Annotated in this window: 2 protein-coding genes and 1 pseudogene; 2 read left to right on the top strand and 1 reads right to left on the bottom strand. The window is 40.3% G+C overall.

Going from position 1 to position 3371, the window contains the following annotated elements:
* Window positions 1–623, bottom strand: a pseudogene (locus BXY_RS02675) (glucuronate isomerase); the annotation flags it as partial.
* A 198-nt stretch (window positions 624–821) separates the two neighbouring features.
* Here BXY_RS02675 and BXY_RS02670 point away from each other — a divergent pair.
* Window positions 822–1889: a LacI family DNA-binding transcriptional regulator gene (locus BXY_RS02670; RefSeq protein WP_004316195.1), complete on the top strand. Its 1068-nt coding sequence runs from the start codon at window positions 822–824 to the stop codon at window positions 1887–1889.
* A gap of 26 nt (window positions 1890–1915) precedes the next feature.
* Window positions 1916–3355 (top strand): tagaturonate reductase, encoded by a 1440-nt coding sequence (locus BXY_RS02665; protein WP_015531157.1) that lies wholly within the window; start codon window positions 1916–1918, stop codon window positions 3353–3355.
* Window positions 3356–3371 lie beyond the last annotated feature (16 nt).

The following is a 3371-nucleotide window of genomic DNA, read 5'->3' as shown; positions in this document are numbered from 1 at the left end:
AGTTATGCACCAGTCTTTCTACATAACTACGGAAATCAGCAGGGACTTCTACAGCCATAGCTTTATCAGGACGCCAAGTTGGCAACATCTTGATTTCAAATCCGCTTTCACGTTGTTTTGATGTGATATTCCAGTGAATCGATAGGATCATCCGTAGTACAAACTACCTCTACGTGATAGCGACGCATCATTCCACGAGCTGAATATTCAGGTTGAGACAGCTTTTCGTTACATTCATCGTAAATTTCGCGTGCTGTTTGCGGATTCAATATTTTATTGATACCAAATGCAGTTTTCAATTCGAGGTGAGTCCAGTGGTACAGTGGATTGCGGAAAGTATAAGGAACTGTTTCCGCCCATTTTTCGAATTTTTCCCAGTCTGTGGTATCTTTTCCTGTGCAGAAACGTTCATCTACGCCGTTTGTACGCATTGCACGCCATTTGTAGTGGTCACCGCCCAACCAGATTTCAGTCAGTGATTTAAACTTGTAGTCGTCAGCTACCATTTGAGGAATGAGATGACAGTGATAGTCGATGATCGGCATTTTAGCCGCATGCTCGTGATACAACTTTTGCGCGGTTTCTGTTTGCAGCAAGAAGTTTTCGTCCATGAAGTTCTTCATTATTACTGTGTTTTAAGTATATAAAATTATTACTTTCTGTATTTATACCTATATCGTATTGATTTTAAAGCTAATAGGCGTAAATCTCGTTTTAGTTTTATTAACCGTTATCGAACACAAAAATAGAAAATTTACTTGGAGTAACAAAATAATTCGTATATTTGCAGCGATTATTTATAATATTTAAGTTTTAGCACTATGGAGGACCAGAACTATACCATTAAAGACATAGCCCGTATGGCCGGTGTTTCCGCCGGAACGGTGGATAGGGTGTTGCACAATCGTGGCGACGTGTCTCCCAAAAGCAAAGCTAAAGTACAAAAGGTACTGGATGAGATTCATTATCAACCCAATGTGTTTGCTATCGGTTTGGCTGCTAAAAAGAAATATTCTTTCCTCTGCCTGATACCTTATTATATAGAACATGACTATTGGCATTCGGTAGTCGGGGGGATTGAGCGTGCCCGGCAAGAGCTGCGTCCTTTTAATGTGGGTATAGATTATCTGTGTTACCATCATGGAGATGAGAAAAGTTATCAGGAAGCCTGCCTTGCTATAAAAGAAAAGAATGTAGACGCAGTGTTGATTTCTCCGAATTTCCGGGAAGAGACGCTGGCGCTGACAGCTTATCTACAGGAAAATAAGATAGCTTATGCTTTTGTTGATTTCAATATGGAAGAAGCGAGAGCCTTGACGTATATTGGGCAGGATTCCTATAAGAGCGGATATATTGCAGCAAAAATATTGATGCGCAACTATTCGGCAGGAGAAGGTCAGGAGTTAGTCTTGTTCTTAAGTAATAATAAAGATAATCCGGCTGAAATACAGATGCAACGTCGTTTGGACGGTTTTATGAGTTACATAGCCGAGGAATATAACAACCTGGTAATCCATGAGGTTATACTCAATAAATCCGATCAGGAAAGTAATCAACAGACATTAGATGAGTTTTTCCGGGCACATCCGAAGGCTGCGCTGGGAGTTGTATTTAATTCCAGAGTGTATCAGTTGGGAGAGTATCTCCGTCATGCGGGACGTAGCATGAAAGGGCTGATAGGATATGACCTTCTGAAAGCAAATGTAGAGTTGCTAAAATCAGGTGATGTGCATTATTTAATCGGGCAACGTCCGGGATTGCAAGGGTATTGCGGGGTGAAGGCTCTGTGCGACCATGTTGTGTTTAAGAAGTCTGTTGAACCTGTAAAGTATATGCCTATCGACATCCTGATTAAGGAGAATATTGATTTTTATTTTGAATTTGTATAATATCAACTTTATAAATTACAACTAACATGAAAGCATTAAACAAAGAAACTGCTCCTAAAACACAACGTCCGGAGCGTATTATCCAATTTGGCGAAGGTAACTTCTTGCGTGCATTTGTTGATTGGATTATTTACAACATGAACCAGAAAACCGACTTCAACAGCAGCGTAGTAGTGGTTCAACCCATTGATAAAGGTATGGTCGATATGCTGAATGCACAAGACGATCTTTATCATGTTAATCTTCAAGGATTGGATAAAGGCGAAGTTGTTAACAGCTTGACAATGCTCGATGTAATCAGTCGTGCACTGAATCCATATTCTCAAAATGACGAGTTCATGAAATTGGCAGAGCAACCTGAAATGCGTTTTGTTATTTCAAATACTACAGAGGCTGGTATCGCTTTTGATCCGTCTTGCAAACTTGAAGATGCTCCTGCTTCATCTTATCCAGGTAAACTGACTCAATTGCTGTATCATCGTTTCAAAACATTCAATGGTGATAAAACAAAGGGTTTGATTATTTTCCCTTGCGAACTTATTTTCCTGAATGGACATAAGTTGAAAGAAACTATTTATCAATATATTGAATTGTGGAACCTGGGTAATGAGTTCAAGACTTGGTTTGAAGAAGCTTGTGGCGTATATGCAACATTGGTAGACCGTATTGTTCCGGGATTCCCGCGCAAAGATATTGCTGCTATCAAAGAAAAACTGCAATACGATGATAACTTGGTTGTTCAGGCTGAAATCTTCCATCTGTGGGTGATTGAAGCTCCGCAGGAAGTTGCCAAAGAGTTCCCGGCTGATAAGGCAGGATTGAATGTGTTGTTTGTTCCTTCGGAAGCTCCTTACCACGAACGTAAGGTAACTCTGTTGAATGGCCCGCACACTGTTCTTTCTCCGGTTGCTTATCTTTCTGGTGTGAATATTGTGCGTGAAGCTTGTGAACATGAGGTTATTGGTAAATATATCCACAAAGTAATGTTCGATGAATTGATGGAAACATTGAATTTGCCGAAGGATGAGTTGGAGAAATTCGCCAACGACGTATTGGAACGTTTCAACAATCCATTCGTAGATCACGCAGTGACAAGCATTATGCTGAATTCTTTCCCAAAATATGAAACTCGTGATTTACCGGGATTGAAGACTTATCTCGAACGTAAAGGCGAACTTCCTAAAGGCCTGGTACTTGGTTTGGCTGCTATCATTACTTATTATAAAGGTGGTGTACGTGCTGACGGTGCTGAAATTGTACCGAATGATGCTCCTGAAATCATGAACCTGCTGAAAGAACTTTGGGCAACCGGTTGTACAAAGAAAGTAACCGAAGGTGTTCTGGCTGCTGACTTTATCTGGGGAGAAGATTTGAATAAGATCCCGGGATTGGCAGAAGCTGTAAAAGTAAACTTGGATTCTATCCAGGAAAAAGGAATGCTTGAAACTGTGAAAGGTATTCTGTAATTAGAAGACCGGATAT

The organism is Bacteroides xylanisolvens XB1A (genome assembly GCF_000210075.1).
Taxonomy (GTDB): Bacteria; Bacteroidota; Bacteroidia; order Bacteroidales; family Bacteroidaceae; genus Bacteroides; species Bacteroides xylanisolvens.
This window is presented reverse-complemented; position numbering and strand designations above follow the sequence as displayed.

What these genes read in the sequence shown, in the direction of transcription:
- BXY_RS02670 (WP_004316195.1), top strand. Translation starts at nt 822, where the DNA reads ATGGAGGACCAGAACTATACCATTAAAGACATAGCCCGTATGGCCGGT.
- BXY_RS02665 (WP_015531157.1), top strand. Translation starts at nt 1,916, where the DNA reads ATGAAAGCATTAAACAAAGAAACTGCTCCTAAAACACAACGTCCGGAG.